General features: G+C 70.8%; 15 protein-coding genes. 6 read left to right on the forward strand and 9 right to left on the reverse strand.

The window, feature by feature from the left end; translation table 11 throughout:
* Nucleotides 1–123: 123 nt before the first annotated feature.
* Nucleotides 124–918 carry an MHYT domain-containing protein gene (locus ACZ4EF_RS14965; RefSeq protein WP_391041900.1) on the reverse strand — a complete coding sequence of 265 codons (795 nt, stop codon included), beginning with the start codon at nucleotides 916–918 and terminating at the stop codon, nucleotides 124–126.
* Nucleotides 919–1,695: 777 nt separating this feature from the next.
* Between ACZ4EF_RS14965 and ACZ4EF_RS14970 the strand changes: the two genes are divergently transcribed.
* Nucleotides 1,696–2,496: a CPBP family intramembrane glutamic endopeptidase gene (locus ACZ4EF_RS14970; RefSeq protein ID WP_355336741.1), complete on the forward strand. Its 801-nt coding sequence runs from the start codon at nucleotides 1,696–1,698 to the stop codon at nucleotides 2,494–2,496.
* Nucleotides 2,497–2,606: 110 nt separating this feature from the next.
* Here the strand turns inward: ACZ4EF_RS14970 and ACZ4EF_RS14975 are convergent, their stop codons facing one another.
* A complete protein-coding gene (locus ACZ4EF_RS14975; protein ID WP_467504744.1) occupies nucleotides 2,607–2,807 on the reverse strand; it encodes a DUF397 domain-containing protein in 201 nt (66 codons plus the stop codon).
* A gap of 2 nt (nucleotides 2,808–2,809) precedes the next feature.
* The gene (locus tag ACZ4EF_RS14980; RefSeq protein WP_467504746.1) at nucleotides 2,810–3,697 is read right to left on the reverse strand and encodes a helix-turn-helix domain-containing protein; all 888 of its coding nucleotides are present in this window, start codon (nucleotides 3,695–3,697) and stop codon (nucleotides 2,810–2,812) included.
* Nucleotides 3,698–3,953: 256 nt separating this feature from the next.
* Here ACZ4EF_RS14980 and ACZ4EF_RS14985 point away from each other — a divergent pair, with 256 nt between their 5' ends.
* Entirely contained in the window at nucleotides 3,954–4,376 is a 423-nt protein-coding gene (locus ACZ4EF_RS14985; protein ID WP_355336739.1) for an ATP-binding protein, read from the forward strand.
* A 17-nt stretch (nucleotides 4,377–4,393) separates the two neighbouring features.
* On the forward strand, nucleotides 4,394–5,098 hold the full coding sequence (locus ACZ4EF_RS14990; protein ID WP_391041906.1) for a 2-phosphosulfolactate phosphatase: 705 nt from the start codon (nucleotides 4,394–4,396) through the stop codon (nucleotides 5,096–5,098).
* Here ACZ4EF_RS14990 and ACZ4EF_RS14995 read toward each other — a convergent pair.
* The 4 genes from ACZ4EF_RS14995 to pdhA form a co-directional block, all read right to left on the reverse strand.
* Nucleotides 5,079–5,273 (reverse strand): hypothetical protein, encoded by a 195-nt coding sequence (locus tag ACZ4EF_RS14995; RefSeq protein ID WP_355336737.1) that lies wholly within the window; start codon nucleotides 5,271–5,273, stop codon nucleotides 5,079–5,081. The two genes, ACZ4EF_RS14990 and ACZ4EF_RS14995, sit on opposite strands and share 20 nt — an antisense overlap.
* Nucleotides 5,274–5,372: 99 nt before the next feature.
* Nucleotides 5,373–6,848 carry a dihydrolipoamide acetyltransferase family protein gene (locus ACZ4EF_RS15000; protein ID WP_467504748.1) on the reverse strand — a complete coding sequence of 492 codons (1,476 nt, stop codon included), beginning with the start codon at nucleotides 6,846–6,848 and terminating at the stop codon, nucleotides 5,373–5,375.
* Between the two features lie 10 nt (nucleotides 6,849–6,858).
* Nucleotides 6,859–7,833, reverse strand: coding sequence for an alpha-ketoacid dehydrogenase subunit beta (locus ACZ4EF_RS15005; RefSeq protein ID WP_355336735.1), 975 nt, complete (start codon nucleotides 7,831–7,833; stop codon nucleotides 6,859–6,861).
* Nucleotide 7,834: 1 nt separating this feature from the next.
* Complete coding sequence (gene pdhA, locus ACZ4EF_RS15010) at nucleotides 7,835–9,043, reverse strand: pyruvate dehydrogenase (acetyl-transferring) E1 component subunit alpha (RefSeq protein WP_355336734.1); 1,209 nt, start codon at nucleotides 9,041–9,043, stop codon at nucleotides 7,835–7,837.
* Between the two features lie 381 nt (nucleotides 9,044–9,424).
* On the opposite strand from pdhA, the gene ACZ4EF_RS15015 reads away from it, so the two are divergent.
* Nucleotides 9,425–10,084: a response regulator gene (locus tag ACZ4EF_RS15015; RefSeq protein WP_401306025.1), complete on the forward strand. Its 660-nt coding sequence runs from the start codon at nucleotides 9,425–9,427 to the stop codon at nucleotides 10,082–10,084.
* A gap of 65 nt (nucleotides 10,085–10,149) precedes the next feature.
* Nucleotides 10,150–11,184, forward strand: a complete 1,035-nt coding sequence (locus ACZ4EF_RS15020) for a phosphotransferase (RefSeq protein ID WP_401717743.1) — start codon at nucleotides 10,150–10,152, stop codon at nucleotides 11,182–11,184.
* A gap of 209 nt (nucleotides 11,185–11,393) precedes the next feature.
* Here ACZ4EF_RS15020 and ACZ4EF_RS15025 read toward each other — a convergent pair whose 3' ends face one another.
* The gene (locus ACZ4EF_RS15025) at nucleotides 11,394–12,908 is read right to left on the reverse strand and encodes a protein kinase domain-containing protein (RefSeq protein WP_467504751.1); all 1,515 of its coding nucleotides are present in this window, start codon (nucleotides 12,906–12,908) and stop codon (nucleotides 11,394–11,396) included.
* Nucleotides 12,909–13,244: 336 nt separating this feature from the next.
* Between ACZ4EF_RS15025 and ACZ4EF_RS15030 the strand changes: the two genes are divergently transcribed.
* Nucleotides 13,245–14,999 carry a Stk1 family PASTA domain-containing Ser/Thr kinase gene (locus ACZ4EF_RS15030; RefSeq protein WP_467504753.1) on the forward strand — a complete coding sequence of 585 codons (1,755 nt, stop codon included), beginning with the start codon at nucleotides 13,245–13,247 and terminating at the stop codon, nucleotides 14,997–14,999.
* Nucleotides 15,000–15,080: 81 nt separating this feature from the next.
* On the opposite strand, the gene ACZ4EF_RS15035 is transcribed toward ACZ4EF_RS15030, so the two are convergent.
* Complete coding sequence (locus ACZ4EF_RS15035; protein WP_391043469.1) at nucleotides 15,081–15,653, reverse strand: bacterial proteasome activator family protein; 573 nt, start codon at nucleotides 15,651–15,653, stop codon at nucleotides 15,081–15,083.
* Nucleotides 15,654–15,797 lie beyond the last annotated feature (144 nt).

Raw genomic sequence — 15,797 nt, forward strand, 5'->3', positions numbered from 1 at the left:
ACGGCCTCGGGCCGCCGGAACCCGGTCCACGCTACCGAGCGGGCCGCGTCGGCCCGCTGGTGGGGCTGCCGGGACGACCGGGGAGGGCGGTTCGTACGCGTCCGGGCTTCCGGGCGTCCGGGCTCAGGACGGCCAGTCGCCGTGGGTCGTCGCGGGCTGGGGCGGGGCCTGGCGGACGGGGGCCGGATTGTCGGCGGCCAGCTCCTCGGTCGGGTTCATCAGGACCGCGAAGGCGACCACGAAGACGATCAGGCTCAGGCCCGCGATCAGGGGCAGGACGAAGGCGGAGGCCGAGACGCCCGTGGTCGGGTCGGTGTGGTCGGTGATCGTGGAACTGACCGCCGCCATGCCCGTGTAGTGCATGCCGCTGATCGCGAAGGCCATGACGAGCGCGGCCCCGGTGATGAAGAGCGGGCCGCGCGCGCGGAGCGTCGCCCACAGCGCCGCCGTGGCGGCCACGATGGCGATGACGATCGACAGGGCGACGGTGGAGCCGTCGTAGCTCATCGTGCCCGGCATGATGATCGCCGCCATGCCGAGGTAGTGCATACCCGCCACGCCGACCCCGGCGAGCAGGCCGCCCGCCAGCAGCGACGGCCAGGACGAGTCCCGGCCCGCCACGTAGATCCCGACGCCGACGACACCCACCGCGAGCACCCAACTCAGCACGGTCAGCGTCACGTTGTAGCGCAGCGTCACGCCCTGGACGTCGTAGCCGAGCATCGCGACGAAGTGCATGCCCCAGATTCCGGTGCCCAGCGCGACGGCTCCCGATCCGAGCCAGCTCTTTCCCCGCCCGAATCCCACGAGGTGCAGCCGGGACGAGCAGGCCAGGCCGAGCACGGAGCCGACAAAGGCGATCACGTAAGCGAACGTCGGATAAAGGGAGTTGGACCAGAGCGGTTCGTGGTGTTGCATTTGAGCGGCCCTCTCAGGATTTTCCTGCCTGCTGAGTGAAGTGACGACAGCGCAGGCCGGAGAGGCACGCGCGCACAGGTGTACGACCTTGTATCACCTATACGGCCATTCGGCGATATTGATCTTCAAAATTGGTACACAGCGGGGACGCGTGGGGCTCGATATCACTCATGCGCAATTCGAGGCACCCCGAGGCCGCCTCACCGAGGCAAGTTTTCGCCCCTTCCGGCCAAGATCAACTTTCTCTCGCCGCAACCCGCCGCCGTCCCGTCGTTTCCCGCCCTGACCAGCCCGTCCCCCGCCCTGCCGACCGGCCGCCCCGCCCAACTCACCTTCCTTGCGCACCACTTCACGGCACCCGAGCCTGTCCGGTTCCCACCGGTCCGGGCCTCATCGCCCCTCCCGAATAGCCGATTTACCCCCATGCGCGGTCACATGGATGATGCGCCTCCCGCCCCGAGACGATTCCCGGCATATTCGTTTTGCCATATCCTCGACGTCATATGCCCGTTCGGCATCACCGGCACGGTGAAGTGTCAGCGGCGCGGTGAAGTGTCAGGAGCGCGGAGTAGCCGAATCCCCGATCGCCCGCCGGCTTTCGCGGCCCGCCGGGACGGCCACCGCGGACGGGCGGCCGGTCCTCGGAGTGGTGCCGCCGGTTCGGGGAAGGGGCACGAGGGGTGTTCATTCCGGTATGAGAGTCTGCTGGGGAACCGCGGCGATGTGTGACGGTGCCCGTCGGGCGGCGAACCTCGCCGCCACTGAAAGGGCTGCACGATGCGCGACACGGCGGAAGCGATACCGGAGGCCGGGGCGGGACGCAGGCTGTCGTGGCCCTGGTTCCTCGTCGTGGTGGTCGTGTACGTGGGCATCATCCAGGGCCTGGGCCTGCTGATCGGCGTGGACACCGGTGACTCCGACAGCCAGTTCCCCACGACCGCGTCCCTGGTGCGCAACGCGCTGATCCCGATCGGGGCGTCGATCGCGTTCGGCGCCGCGGTCGTCTCCTGGCTTGGCTGGTGGGGCGAGGTCCTGCGCTACCGCGCGCCGGTGCGGCGCTGGGTGCGCTGGGTACCGATCTCGATGATCGCCGCCGCGGTGATCGGGCTGAACTACCCGCACCTGGCGGACCAGAGCCTGTCTCTCGTGGCCTGCCTGCTGCTGCTCGGGCTGTTCGTCGGCGTCGGCGAGGAACTCATGTTCCGGGGCATCGGCGTCCATGTCTTCCGCCGGGCGGGATTCACCGAGGGCAAGGTCGCGCTCTGCTCCTCCGTCGTCTTCGGCCTCGTCCACATCAGCAACGCCATCAGCCAGGGACCACAAGCGCTCGGGCAGGCCGCCGTCGTCTCCACCTCGGGCTACTTCTTCTACCTGTGCCTGCGCGCCGGCGGCGTCCTCGTGCTGCCGATGCTCGTCCACGGCCTGTGGGACACGAGCCTGATCTCCAACCTCGTGGGCGACAAGCCCCAGGTGTCACTGGGCACCCTCCTGATCATCCTGCTCCAGGTCGCCCTGATCATCGTGCTGCTCGTCAGGCGCCGCGCGATCCAGCCCGCCTCCCCGGCCGTCCCGGCCTGACCGGCGGTACGTTCCCCGCCCGTCAGGCGGCGAGCGGCGCCGGTCGGGGCTGTCGGGCGCGCACGCCGAGGTGGTTCCGTGGTGCGGGCGCCGTAACCGGCGGCTGCCGGTCAGTTGACGAAGTCGCCTGCGGCGAGAGCCCGTTGGAAGTGCGTCCACTCGACGGGGGTGAAGGCGAGGGCCGGGCCCTCGGGGTTCTTCGAGTCGCGGACACGTACGGTGCCGGGCACGTTGACGGCGACCTCAACGCATTCCTGACCCGCAGGGTCCGGGCCGCTGTAGCTGGACTTCTTGAACTTGAACGAGGGCACGTTTATAGACCTTTGGCGATGTCGTCGAGCAACTGAAGAGTCGCGTGAGCGGACAGGCTGAGCTTGGCGACCTGCTCGAAATGCCTCGCGTGCGCCTCGGCCTGACCCACGTTCTCCGCCCACTGGGTGGACGCAATCGTATCCATGTGCACGACATCGAGCGCTGAGCTGTCATCGAACGAGACGATGCTGAAGGCCCCGCCCATCGCCATGTGGGCCCCGGCGCGGAACGGCAGCACCCGGAGATGCACGTTCGGGAGCCGCGCCACTTCCGCGAGATGAGCAAGCTGCTCACGCATGACCTCGCCCCCGCCCACGAGTTGGCGGAGCGCTGCTTCCCAGACCACGGCGTGCACCTTCAACGGCTTATTGCTGGTCAGCCGGAGTTGCCGTTTCATCCGGACGGCGACGATCCGTTCGGTCTCGTCCCGGTCCTCCCAGGCATTACCGCTGGCGGCGAGCGCACGGACGTAGTCCGCCGTCTGGAAGAGGCCGGGAACGAAGGCGAGTTGCCAGGTGCGGATCTGTGAGGCCACGTCTTCCATGGCGATGTACTCGGACAGACCGATGACCTCTGGTTCGTGTTTCCACCAGCCCTTCGCCCTGCGGCGCTCCCGGTCCAGCCGGGCGATTTGCAGCAGGCCCTGCACGACGGCCTCGTCGTCAACGCCGTAGAGGTGGCACAGCGCGCGGATGTCGGGGTCGCGCATGGGGACGAGGCCGCGTTCCATTTTGGCGACCTTGGGGACCGAGGCGGTCAGGGCCTGGGCCGCATGGGACTGCTTGAGGCCGCAGGTCTCGCGCATGCGGAGGAGGTCGCCGCCGAGCTTGCGGCCCAGGACGGTGGAGATCGAAGTCCCCCGGTTCGCACGGTCGTTCATGGCGGTCATCCCCTCCCAGAGCGTGAGCACAGTCTGTGGCGCGGTCCCGGAGAGGCACAACTCAATTCGAGTAGAATTTTCTGCTCATTCGTGTTGCTGCACAAGAGACTCACCCTCTACCGTCGGTGACGACCCGCTCGCACAGCGGCGCCGCATGGCGGAAGTGCACCGCTGCGTCATGCCCGGGTGGGGCGGAGGGCGTGGGGGCGACGCCACCGCCAGGGACCGTGCGCGGGCTGACGCGCGAGGCTGGGAGGTCGCCGGGATGGGCGACGCGGAGACGACGTATGACACATGCCTGTACGCACCGACGGCGCGGAGTGTGAGCAGGGCGCGGCTGCGGACCGCCGAGCTGGTGGAGAAGTGGGGGCACCCCGAAGTGGCCGGGGACGCCGGGCTGTTGGTGAGCGAGCTGGCGACCAACGCGGTCCGGTACGGGCGGGTGGCCGGGCGGCTGTTCCGGGTCGAGGTGCGGCTGGCCGACGACGTACTGCGGGTGGGCGTCACCGACGCGCGCGGGGAGCGGCGACCCCAGGTGCCCGAGGCCGTGAGCGACGACGACGAGTCCGGCCGGGGCTTACTGATCGTCGCGGCCGTCGCCGCCCGCTGGGCCGTCGTCCCCCTGGACGTGGGCAAAACGGTCTGGGCCGAGTTGGATCTGACGCCCCTGGGGCGACGGCGAGAGTGAGGGGGAGCATGGGCGGTATGGAGACTTCATTTCTCGGGATCGCTGAACTCGGCGAGCGGGGCCGGGCACCGGCCGTGGCGGTGGTCGTGGACGTCATGCGGGCGTTCACCGTGGCGGCTTGGGCGCTCGGGCGCGGGGCGGAGAAGGTGGTGCTGGCCGGGTCGTTGGACGAGGCGCTGGCGCTCAAGGCCCGGCATCCGGACTGGGTGACGGTCAAGGACGGTGCGCCCGCGCCGGGGTTCGACACCGTCAACTCACCGGGCCTGATGCGGTCGCTCGACCTGGAGGGACGGACCGTCGTACAGAAGACCACGGCGGGGACGGTCGGCGCGCTCGCGGTGAAGGACGCGCCGCTGGTGCTGTGCGCCGCGTTCGTGGTGGCGGAGGCGACGGCCGACCACCTGCGGGCGCACGCGGGCGACGGCGTCACCTTCGTGGTCACCGGCGAGGACGGTCAGGCCGACGAGGACCTGGCGTGCGCTCAGTACATCGCCGGGCGGGCCGCCGGGGCCGGAACGGACGCCGCCGAGTTCCTGCGCCGCGCCGCCACGTCGCGCGCCGCCGCCGAGCTGGCGGAGGGGGTGCGCGAAGGAGTGCACCCCGACGACATCGCGCTCTGCCTCGAACTCGACCGGTTCCCCTTCGCCATGGTGGCGGCCGTGGAGGGGCCGCTCATGGTCCTGCGGGCGTCAGCGGCGTTCGTCAGGGACGGATCGTGCTGACCAGGGAGGCGGTGGAGTTCATCGTGGACTGGATGGTGGGGGCGAGGCTGGTGGAGGAGAGGCAGAAGCCGAGGAGGACGCAGATGACGGCGTGGCTGGGCTTGAGGGACTTGTTGCGCATCATCATGGCGGCGAGGACGAGGAGCAGCAGGACGACGGAGACGGAGACGGCCATGGGGTGATGGCAGCATAAAAGGGGACGAATGGGTGGGACGCACGCACGACGGAGGGCCCGGACGTTTGTACGTCCGGGCCCTCCGTGCGGGTGACGGCGTCAGCCCCAGGTGAGCAGCCGCTTGGGCTGTTCGAGGATGGCGGCCACGTCGGCCAGCACGCGGGAGCCGAGTTCGCCGTCGACCAGGCGGTGGTCGAAGGAGAGGGCGAGCGTGGTGACCTGACGCGGCTTCACCTTGCCCTTGTGGACCCAGGGCTGGAGCTTGATCGCGCCGAAGGCGAGAATCGCCGACTCGCCCGGGTTGAGGATGGGCGTGCCGGTGTCCACGCCGAAGACACCGACGTTGGTGATGGTCACCGTGCCGCCCTGCATCGCGGCCGGCGAGGTCTTGCCGTCACGGGCGGTGGCGACCAGTTCGCCGAGTGCGGCGGCCAGTTCGGGGAGCGTCTTGTCGTGCGCGTCCTTGATGTTGGGGACGATCAGACCGCGCGGGGTGGCGGCGGCGATCCCCAGGTTGACGTACGACTTGTGGACGATCTCCTGCGCGGCCTCGTCCCACGCGGCGTTCGCCTCGGGGTGCCGCTTGAGGGCGACCAGCAGGGCCTTCGCGACCAGCAGCAGCGGGCCGACCCGTACGCCCGTGAAGGCGCGGTCCTCCTTCAGCTCCTGGACCAGCTTCATCGTCCGCGTGATGTCGAACGTCACGAATTCCGTGACGTGCGGCGCGGTGAAGGCGCTGGTGACCATCGCCTGGGCGGTGGCCTTGCGGACGCCCTTGATCGGGATACGCGTCTCCCGGGCGCCGGCGGTCGCCGCGAGCGGCTCGGGCGCGGCCGTCACCGGCGGCAGCGCGGCAGGCGGGGCCGCCGCCGCGCGGATGTCCTCACGGGTCACCACGCCGTTCGGCCCGGTCGGCACCACGGTCGCCAGGTCGATGCCCAGCTCCTTGGCCAGCTTCCGCACCGGCGGCTTGGCCAGCGGCCGGTCCACCGCCGCCGCACGGTCGTGACCGTTCAGCTCGGCGGCCTGAGCCGGTACGGAGGGGGCCGGTACGGAGGGGGCCGGTACGGCAGCGGTCGGTACGTCAGCGGTCGGTACGTCAGGGGCTGGTACCTCAGGGGCCGCCTGCTTGCGCGGACGGCGCGTCGTGGCCGACGGCGCGACGCCGTATCCGACGAGCACCGCCTGCCGCTTGGGCTCGGCGGGCGGGGCCTCGGGGGCGGGAGTCTCCACGGCGGGCGGCTCCGAGGCCGCGACCCCGGCGGACCCTGCGGAACCGGCCGAATCGGCGGAACCGGCGGCCCCGTCCCCCCCGGCGTCCACCACGATGATCGGCGTACCGACATCCACCGTCGTGCCCTCGCCGAAGCGGATCTCGCTCACCACCCCGTCATACGGAATGGGCAGCTCGACGGCGGCCTTCGCCGTCTCCACCTCGCAGATGACCTGCCCGTCGGTGACGGTGTCACCGACGGCCACGTACCACTTGAGGATCTCCGCCTCGGTCAGGCCCTCGCCGACATCCGGCATCCGGAATTCGCGGAAGCGCTGTGCAGGTGCGGTCATGGTCGTCACAACCCTCTCCTCAGAACGCCAGCGCGCGGTCGACGGCGTCGAGTACGCGGTCCAGGCCGGGCAGGTACTCCTCCTCCAGGCGGGCCGGCGGGTACGGGGCGTGGAAACCGCCCACCCGCAGTACCGGGGCCTCGAGGTGGTAGAAGCAGCGCTCGGTGATCCGGGCCGCGATCTCCGCGCCCGTGCCGTAGAAGACCGGGGCCTCGTGCACGACGACCAGGCGGCGGGTCTTCTCCACGGACGTCTGGAGAGTGTCGAAGTCGAGGGGCGAGAGCGAGCGCAGGTCCACGACCTCCAGGCTACGGCCCTCGTTCGAGGCGGCCGCGGCAGCCTCCAGGCAGACCTTCACCATCGGACCGTACGCGGCGAGCGTGAGGTCGGTGCCCTCCTGGGCCACGACCGCCTTGTGCGGGGAGCCGGGCACGGCCGAGGTGTCGACCTCGCCCTTGTCCCAGTAGCGCCGCTTCGGCTCGAAGAAGATCACCGGGTCGTCGCACTCGATGGCCTGCTGGAGCATCCAGTACGCGTCGGAGGCGTTCGAAGGCGTGATCACCTTCAGGCCGGGGACGTGCGCGAACAGCACCTCGGGCGACTCGCTGTGGTGCTCGACCGCGCCGATGCCGCCCGCGTAGGGGATACGGATGACGACCGGCAGCTTGATCTTGCCGAGCGCGCGGGCGTGCATCTTCGCGAGCTGCGTGACGATCTGGTCGTAGGCCGGGAAGACGAAGCCGTCGAACTGGATCTCGACCACCGGGCGGTAGCCGCGCAGCGCGAGGCCGATCGCGGTGCCGACGATGCCGGACTCGGCGAGCGGGGTGTCGATGACGCGCCCCTCCCCGAAGTCCTTCTGGAGGCCGTCGGTGATCCGGAAGACGCCGCCGAGCTTGCCGACGTCCTCACCCATGACGAGGACCTTCGGGTCGTTGTCGAGCGCCGTGCGCAGCGACTCGTTGAGGGCCTTGGCGATGGACATCTGGGTCATGTCAGCGTCCCTCTCCGGAAGCGGCGCCCTCGGACTCGAACGAGGCCAGGTACGCGGCGAACTGCGCGCGCTCCTCGTCGACGAGCGCGTGCCCGTCGGCGTAGACGTTCTCGAAGATCGCCATGGTGTCCGGGTTCTCCATCGTGCGTACGCCGTCGCGCACCCGCTTGGCCAGTACGTCGCTCTCCTGCTCGATCGACGCGTAGTACGCCTCGTCGGCCAGGCCCTGCTTGTCCAGATACGTCTTCAGCCGCAGGATCGGGTCCTTCGACTCCCACTGCTCGCGCTCCTCGTCGGCGCGGTAGCGGGTCGGGTCGTCGGTCGTGGTGTGGGCGCCCATCCGGTACGTGAACGCCTCGACCAGCATCGGGCCCTGGCCGCTGCGCGCGTGCTCCAGGGCCGCACGGGTGACGGCGAGCACCGCGAGGACGTCGTTGCCGTCGACGCGGACGCCCGGGAAGCCGTATCCGGCGGCGCGCTGGTAGATCGGCACGCGGGACTGCTTCTCGGTCGGCTCGGAGATCGCCCACTGGTTGTTCTGGCAGAAGAAGACGACCGGCGCGTTGTAGACGGCGGCGAAGGTGAACGCCTCCGCCACGTCGCCCTGGCTGGAGGCGCCGTCGCCGAAGTACGCGATGACGGCCGAATCCGCGCCGTCCTTGGCCACGCCCATGGCGTAGCCGGTGGCGTGCAGTGTCTGCGAGCCGATGACGATCGTGTAGAGGTGGAAGTTGTTCTCGTTGGGGTCCCAGCCGCCGTGGTTCACACCACGGAACATGCCGAGCAGGTTGAGCGGGTCCACGTCACGGGTCCAGGCCACACCGTGCTCGCGGTAGGTCGGGAAGACGTAGTCGTCCGGGCGGGTGGCCCGCCCCGAACCGATCTGCGCGGCCTCCTGGCCGAGCAGCGAGGCCCACAGGCCCAGCTCGCCCTGGCGTTGCAGGGTGATCGCCTCGGCGTCGAAACGGCGGGTCAGCACCATGTCGCGGTACAGGCCACGCAGCTCTTCCGGCGTCAGGTCGATGGAGTATTCGCCGTGCTCGACGCGCTCGCCCTCGGGCGTCAGCAACTGTACGAGTTCGGGCTCGGTGCCACGGCGCTTGGCGCCTGCTGCGCGGGTGGTCCGTCCCCTGCCCTTGGCGGGAGTGGCGGTGCTTCGCCCCCCGCTCCTGGCGGGGGTGGCCCCAGCGGCAGTGCTCTTCACGCTCACGTTCGCTCCTCCGTCTGTCCGGCCCCCGGGATCCGCCGGGCAGCCAGTGTGCGGCTCACCTGGTACGACGCGGCGCACGGGGTGTGTGCGGCATGGCCGAGCCAGGCGTGACAGTGCCCCGGCCAAGTGGCCTGCAACAGAGACGTTACCTATAACCCACGCCATCGCGCGAAGCCGTCCGACCTGCGGTTTTGCTTGGAGTTCCTAGTAAATACGCGTTACCGCAGGCCACCGGGACAACCGCACCGTATCCCGGATACGGAAAGTGCGTAAGAGGCGGCGCTGTCGTCCGTAAGAGGCGCGGGCTGTCGTCCGTAAGAGGCGGGGAGCTCCCGGCGGTGCGACGCTGGGCAGGTGCCTGTAGAAGGAAATAGCCCCACAATCCGCGTGTTCCTGCTCGACGACCACGAGGTGGTCAGGCGCGGGGTGCACGAACTCCTCTCGGCCGAGCCGGGAATCGAGATCGTCGGCGAGGCCGGGAACGCCGCGGAGGCGGTGGCGCGCATTCCGGCCACCCGCCCGGACGTCGCGGTGCTCGACGTACGGCTGCCCGACGGCAGCGGCGTCGAGGTGTGCCGCGAGGTCCGCTCGCACGACCCGTCGATCAAGTGCCTGATGCTGACGTCCTTCGCGGACGACGAGGCGCTCTTCGACGCGATCATGGCGGGCGCCGCCGGATACGTGCTCAAGGTGATCCGCGGCAACGACCTGATCGACGCCATCCGCGACGTGGCCGCGGGAAAGTCGCTGCTGGACCCGGTCGCGACCGCCAAGGTCCTGGACCGGCTCCGGCACGGCGGCGCGCGCTCCGAGGGCGACGACCGTACGGCCGACCTGACCGCCCAGGAGCGCCGCATCCTCGACCTGATCGGCGAGGGCCTCACCAACCGCCAGATCGGCGAGCGCCTGCACCTGGCGGAGAAGACGGTGAAGAACTACGTGTCCTCGATGCTCGCCAAGCTCGGCATGGAGCGGCGCACCCAGGCCGCCGCGTACGTGGCCCGCATGCATGCCGAGGGTGACCGGAGGCATATGCCCTAGCACGTCCCAGGGGGTCGGCGCCAGTCCGCGCGGGCGGGGTGTCGCGGTGATCTACGCTTCTGCACGTGACGGGCACGGCGAAGGTGCCGCCGGCGCGGGCTTCGCTGACCGCTCTGCTGCGCCGCTACGAGGACGCGGGTACCCCGCTGACCTGCGTACCCGTTCCCCGGGGGCTGCTCAACAAGGGCTACGAGGTGACCACCACCCGCGGCCGGTTCTTCCTCAAGCAGTACGTCGCCCGGGACACCGCGGACCCCGGCGTGATCGCCCGGCAGCACCGCGCGACGCGGGGTCTGGTCGGCCTCGGACTGCCCGTCGCCGCGCCCTTGCCGGACTCCCGCGGGCGTACGGTCGCGCGGCTCGGCGGCCACGGATACGCGCTCTTCCCCTGGATCGAGGGCAGGCACCGCGAGGGCACCGAGCTGACCGCCACGCAGTCGCGGCGGCTCGGCACGCTGCTCGGCATGGTGCACGCCGGACTCGCCCGCGTGCAGCCGCCCCCGCCGGAGGACCAACGCCACCACCCGAGCGCCGACCCGGACCGTACGTACGCGCAGATCGACGAACTGCTCGCGCTGGTACGCCGGCACCGCCCGCGCGACGCCTTCGACGAACTCGCCGAGCACCGGCTGCTGGAGCGCCGCGCCCTGCTGCGCCGCCACGCCCACCGCCGGCCGCCGGACGCCGACGGGACGGTCAGCGGCTGGGTGCACGGCGACTTCCACCCGCTCAACCTGCTCTACCGCGGTGAGGAGCCCGCCGCCATCGTCGACTGGGACCGGCTCGGTGTGCAGCCGCGTGCCGAGGAGGCGGTACGCGCCGCCGCCATCTTCTTCGTCCACCCGCTGGACGGGCGTCTCGACCTGCGGAAGATCCGCTCCTACGCCCGTGCCTACCGCTCCGCGGCGGGGGTTCCCGTCGCCGAGCTGGCCACCGCCGTCCACCGCGTCTGGTGGGAACGCCTCAACGACTTCTGGATGCTCCAGTGGCGTTATCAGCGGCGTGACCCCCGCAGCGATCCTCTTTTCCCGCCCGCCTCCGCCCTGGCCGTCTGGTGGACGGCCGAATACGGCGCCGTCATCGACGCCTTCACGTCCTAACGGCCCCCCCGACAAGGGCCCCCTTACGCAGGGCGGTACCCCGAGTTTTTAGGGGCGCGGGGAACTGCGCGACCAGCCCCCACCGGGCTGTCAGCCCGAAAACAACAGCATCTGCCCCACTGGGGCCGGTTTTTAAAGCTCGCCACCGCCGTGGCTGAGCGCGCAGTTCCCCGCGCCCCTACGGGGCTCCGACCCGCCGTGCGGGTGGGCTACTCCGCCGGGGTGGCCGCGTCCGACGTCGGCGGGGTTGTCGGCGGGGTGGTGGGGGGCGTGGTCGGGGGGGTGGTGGGGGGCGTGGTCGGCGGAGTCGTCGGCGGAGTCGTCGGGGGCTTGGTGGTCGGAGTCGTCGGCGGGGTCGTGGACGGAGTCGTCGGCGGGGTCGTCGCCGGAGTCGTGGTCGGGTCGGTCTGGTTGGACCCGGTCTCCGTCGGCTCCGTGGACGGCGGGTCGGACGGGGTGCCCGTGTCCTGGGTCACCGACGGCGACGGGGAGTTGGCGGGGGCGCCGCCGTCCCCGCCGGTACCGCGCGTGGCGAAGTAGACGCCCAGCGCGATGGCCAGCACCGCGGCGATGGCGAAGAGCACCGGCTTGAGCCAGCGGTTGCCGCCGCCGCCCGGCGGCCGCTCGCCGTAGCCCTGACCGCCGTCGTCGTCACCGGTGCCGGAGATTCCGGCGAGCAGCGGGGCGCCGAATTCGGCGGTGGTGCTGTTGCCGGGCCGCCCCTGTGCCACGACGGTCGGCGACATGCCGCCGGTCCGGGGGCCCGCGAGGGGGGTGATGACGCCGGTGTTCCACATGCCGCCGGTCCAGCCGCCCTGCTGGACGAGCGCCTGGTGCGCGTACTGGACGACACCGCGCATCTCCTCGGCGCTCTGGAAGCGGTCGTCCGGCTGCTTGGCGAGCGCGCGCAGCACGAGCCCGTCCAGCTCGGGCGGCACCCGGTCGCTGATCTGCGACGGGACCTGCGGCTCGTCCTGGACGTGCTGGTAGACCACCGAGAGCGGCGTCTCGCCGGTGAAGGGCGGACGCAGCGCCAGCAGCTCGTAGAGGAGACAGCCGGTCGCGTACAGGTCGCTGCGGTGGTCGACGGCCTTGCCCAGCGCCTGCTCGGGCGAGAGGTACTGCGGGGTGCCCATGACCATGCCGGTCTGCGTCATCGTGCTCTGGGCGCCGTGCAGCGCCCGCGCGATGCCGAAGTCCATGACCTTGACCGCGCCGTTCGTGGTGATGATCACGTTGGCGGGCTTGATGTCGCGGTGCACGATGCCGTGCTGGTGGCTGTAGGCCAGCGCTTCGAGGACGCCGGAGACGATGAGCAGCGCCTGGTCGACGGGCGGCGGCTCGGCGCTGGAGAGCAGGTCCCTGATGGTGTGGCCCTCGACCAGCTCCATCACGATGTAGGGGACGGTGCCGGTGGGCGTACGGTCCTCGCCGGAGTCGTAGACCGCGACCACCGCGTGGTGGTTCAGACCCGCGACGGCCTGGGCCTCGCGGGTGAAGCGGGCCTTGGAGACCGGGTCCTCGGCGAGGTCGGTGCGCAGCAGCTTCACCGCCACGATCCGGCCCAGGCGTACGTCCTCCGCCGCGAAGACCTCGGCCATGCCGCCGCGGCCGAGCCGCCCGGTCAGCCGGTAGCGGCCCTCGCCGACGACGGTGCCCACGCCCCACTGGCCGGATGTCTCCGACGCTCCGGGGCCCGGGGCCGTCTCTTTGGGGTCGACCATCAGTCCTCGCCGTCGTTCGTACGCGGTCATCGTCCGGGCGGGCGCGCGCGGACGCCCGTATCGTACGGATGCCCCGGAGCGGCCACCGTACCGCTTTCGCGTGCCCCGCCGGGCACACGTCCGCGTCACAGCACCTCAATACGGCGGTCCCGCGGGGATACACAGCATGTGCGTGCCCGATGTGCGTCAGGTGACGAGATGGTCAACGAACTTGACGTGTCCGTGCGATGGGCCAGACTTGGCGGGCAAGCTCGGGGACGAATATCGCCACAGGCAACCGCACAGGTACCGGCGCGACCCTCTCCCCGGTGGACTTTCCAGGGGGTAGCGGTACAGATGAGCGGGGACGCCACGCAGGGCGAGTACACGGGGCGCTCGGTCGGCGGCGGGCGGTACGTGCTGCGCGACCTGCTGGGCGAGGGCGGCATGGCGTCTGTGCACCTGGCGCACGACACCGTGCTCGACCGGCCGGTGGCCGTCAAGACCCTCCACACCAACCTGGGCAACGAGCAGTCCTTCCGCGAGCGCTTCCGCCGCGAGGCGCAGTCCGTCGCGAAGCTGAACCACACCAACATCGTCTCCGTCTTCGACTCCGGCGAGGACACCATCGACGGCCAGCTCGTGCCGTACATCGTCATGGAGTACGTCGAGGGCAGCCCGCTCGGCGACGTGCTGGCCGCCGATGTGGCGCAGCACGGCGCGATGCCCGCCGACAAGGCGCTGAAGATCACCGGGGACGTGCTGGCGGCGCTCGCGGTCAGCCACGAGATGGGCCTGGTCCACCGGGACATCAAGCCCGGCAATGTGATGATCACCAAGCGCGGTGTGGTCAAGGTCATGGACTTCGGCATCGCGCGCGCCATGCAGTCCGGTGTCACCTCGATGACGCAGACCGGCATGGTGGTCGGCACCCCGCAGTACCTGTCGCCGGAGCAGGCGCTGGGGCGCGGTGTGGACGAGCGCTCCGACCTGTACTCGGTCGGCTGCATGCTCTTCGAGCTGCTGACCGCGCGGCTGCCCTTCGACGCGGACTCGCCGCTGGCGATGGCGTACCAGCACGTACAGGAGATCCCGCCCGCGCCGTCGACGTTCAACCGCGCGCTGGGCCCGGCCGTGGACGCGCTGGTGGCGCGCGCGCTGCGCAAGAACCCCGCGGAGCGCTTCCCGACCGCGGACGCGATGCACGACGAGGCGGACCGGGTCCTGGCGGCCACGCGGCGCGACACGATGCCGCTGATGTCCGGCTCCGCGCCGGCCACCGGCAACCGCGGCCAGGACGTGGCGGCGTCGGTCTTCCCGTACGCGCAGGGCCCGCTCCAGACCCCGCCGCCGCAGATGCGGACGCCGTACGCGCCGGGCAATCCGCAGCAGGGCGGTTACGGGCAGCCCGCGCCGGCCCCGTCGCTGCCCTCGGCGTACGGCTACCCGCAGCAGTCCCCGACGCCGCCGCCGACCCCGGCGTACACCATGGCGCCCCAGATGCAGCACCAGCAGCACCAGCAGCAGATGCCGCAGCAGCGCGCGGGCGGTCACCCGGGCGGCGGCATAGGCGGCCCCGGCGGTCACGGCGGGGTCGGCGGCGGCACCGGTGGCGGCGGGAAGTCCAACACACCGCTGATCGCGGGCGCGGCCGTCGTGGTCGTGGCCATCGCGGTGATCGTCGCGATCGTCCTGGCCAACAGCGGCGGCGGCAAGGGCAGCCCCAGCGCCGACGACCAGTCGGGCGGCCCGACGACCTCGTCCTCGACCCAGGCGTCCGACGACCCGACCACGGGCACCGGCGCGGGCGACGTCGTGAACGGCGACCAGAGCCGCACGATCGACCCCGACAAGTGCACCAAGGCGCACAACGACCTGATCTCGAACGACCCGGACGTCATGACGATGCCGGACTTCACGTCGATCTACGTGGACTCGGTCGTCGCCTGCATCAAGGCGGCGGGCTGGCAGTACACGATCAAGCAGACCGACGAGCAGCAGTGGGGCAAGGGCGCGGTGACCAGCCAGACCCCGAAGTATCTGGAGGACTACAACCCGAAGAAGGGCGGCAAGGTCACCATCTGGGTGTCCACCGGCAAGAGCTCGAACTGACCGGGCCCCCGCCGGTGCGACACCTCACCGGCTCGGATGCGGATTAAAGGCCGGACATGAGATCCGGACGAGAGATCCGGACTAGAGATACGGGCCCGAGCGGGCGCCCTGGTTGCCGCCGTCGTCCTCCTCGTGGCCGCCGGCGCCGGGCGGCAGGGCGCGCCGCATCTGTTCGAGCTGGGCGCGGGCCGCCATCTGCTGGGCGAACAGCGCGGTCTGGATGCCGTGGAAGAGCCCTTCGAGCCAGCCGACGAGCTGGGCCTGGGCGATCCGCAGCTCCGCCTCGCTGGGCACGCTGTCGTTGGTGAAGGGCAGCGAGAGCCGGTCCAGCTCCTCCACCAGCTCGGGCGCGAGCCCGGCCTCCAGCTCCTTCACCGAGCTGGCGTGGATCTCCTTCAGGCGTACGCGGCTGGCCTCGTCGAGCGGCGCCTGGCGCACTTCCTCCAGCAACTGCTTGATCATGCTGCCGATGCGCATGACCTTCGCGGGCTGCTCGACCATCTCCGTCACCGGGATCTCGCCGTGCTCGCCGCCGTCACCGGTCGGCGCGCCTCCCAGGGCCATTCCGTCGGAACCGACGATCAGGACCTGCTGATTCGGTGAGTGCTGCGGATTCTGCGGATTCTGCGAGCTTTCCGGCGAGCGTTCGTTCATCGCGTTCATCGGCATCTCCATACCGCCATTGTCCCTTAGGACGCGGGGGGGGGGGGGGGGGGGGGGGGGGGGGGGGGGGGGGGGGGGGGGGGGGGGGGGGGGGGGGGGGATGGGGCGCATGATTCCATCGCGGGCGGCTGCTAA

It is taken from the genome of Streptomyces sp. NPDC025721, from assembly GCF_055558595.1.

Excerpts from the sequence above, each read along its gene's own strand:
- ACZ4EF_RS15005 (WP_355336735.1), bottom strand. The coding sequence starts at position 7,833 with ATGACCCAGATGTCCATCGCCAAGGCCCTCAACGAGTCGCTGCGCACG.
- ACZ4EF_RS15025 (WP_467504751.1), bottom strand. The coding sequence starts at position 12,908 with ATGGTCGACCCCAAAGAGACGGCCCCGGGCCCCGGAGCGTCGGAGACA.
- ACZ4EF_RS15030 (WP_467504753.1), top strand. The coding sequence starts at position 13,245 with ATGAGCGGGGACGCCACGCAGGGCGAGTACACGGGGCGCTCGGTCGGC.
- ACZ4EF_RS15035 (WP_391043469.1), bottom strand. The coding sequence starts at position 15,653 with ATGAACGAACGCTCGCCGGAAAGCTCGCAGAATCCGCAGAATCCGCAG.
- ACZ4EF_RS14965 (WP_391041900.1), bottom strand. The coding sequence starts at position 918 with ATGCAACACCACGAACCGCTCTGGTCCAACTCCCTTTATCCGACGTTC.
- ACZ4EF_RS14985 (WP_355336739.1), top strand. The coding sequence starts at position 3,954 with ATGGGCGACGCGGAGACGACGTATGACACATGCCTGTACGCACCGACG.
- ACZ4EF_RS14995 (WP_355336737.1), bottom strand. The coding sequence starts at position 5,273 with ATGGCCGTCTCCGTCTCCGTCGTCCTGCTGCTCCTCGTCCTCGCCGCC.
- ACZ4EF_RS14970 (WP_355336741.1), top strand. The coding sequence starts at position 1,696 with ATGCGCGACACGGCGGAAGCGATACCGGAGGCCGGGGCGGGACGCAGG.
- ACZ4EF_RS14980 (WP_467504746.1), bottom strand. The coding sequence starts at position 3,697 with ATGACCGCCATGAACGACCGTGCGAACCGGGGGACTTCGATCTCCACC.
- ACZ4EF_RS14990 (WP_391041906.1), top strand. The coding sequence starts at position 4,394 with ATGGAGACTTCATTTCTCGGGATCGCTGAACTCGGCGAGCGGGGCCGG.